The organism is Shewanella sp. MBTL60-112-B2, assembly GCF_019655055.1.
Taxonomy (GTDB): Bacteria; Pseudomonadota; Gammaproteobacteria; order Enterobacterales; family Shewanellaceae; genus Shewanella.
The window spans coordinates 1-510 of the sequence record NZ_BPFA01000096.1; the positions used below are offsets into that span (position 1 = coordinate 1).

Consider the following 510-nt stretch of genomic DNA (forward strand, 5'->3'; position numbering starts at 1 on the left):
GCGATAGCTGGAGTAGCGGACTTAGTTTGCCAACGCCTTGAGTTTATAGATTAGGTCCAGCGCCTCTCTTGGGCTGAGTTCATCCGGGTTCAGCCTGCCAAGCAGAAGTTCAAGCTCAGATGGCGGCGTTTCCAGTTGCAGTGTGGCCTGCGCCGGGACATTGGAGTCTTGACCGTGATCGCGACTTTCAAGTTGTTGCAGTTTCAATTTTGCGGCCTTGATCACTGAGGCCGGAACACCGGCCAGTGAAGCAACCTGCAAACCATAGCTCTTGCTGGCGGCTCCTTCCTGCACTGCGTGCATAAAGACTATGCTGTCGCCATGCTCCATGGCATCCAGATGTACATTGGCAACCTGGGGCATCAATTCTGCCAACTGAGTCAGCTCGAAGTAATGGGTGGCAAACAGTGTCATGGCACCGAGTCGCTGAGCCAGATACTCTGCCGCCGACCAGGCAAGTGACAAGCCGTCATAGGTGGAGGTGCCGCGGCCAATCTCATCCATCAGCAC

1 pseudogene is annotated in these 510 nt (G+C 55.3%); it reads right to left on the reverse strand.

Features of this window, described 5'->3' with window-relative positions:
* Positions 1 to 21: 21 nt before the first annotated feature.
* Positions 22 to 510 (reverse strand): annotated as a pseudogene (locus K5Q73_RS21380) (DNA mismatch repair protein MutS); the annotation flags it as partial.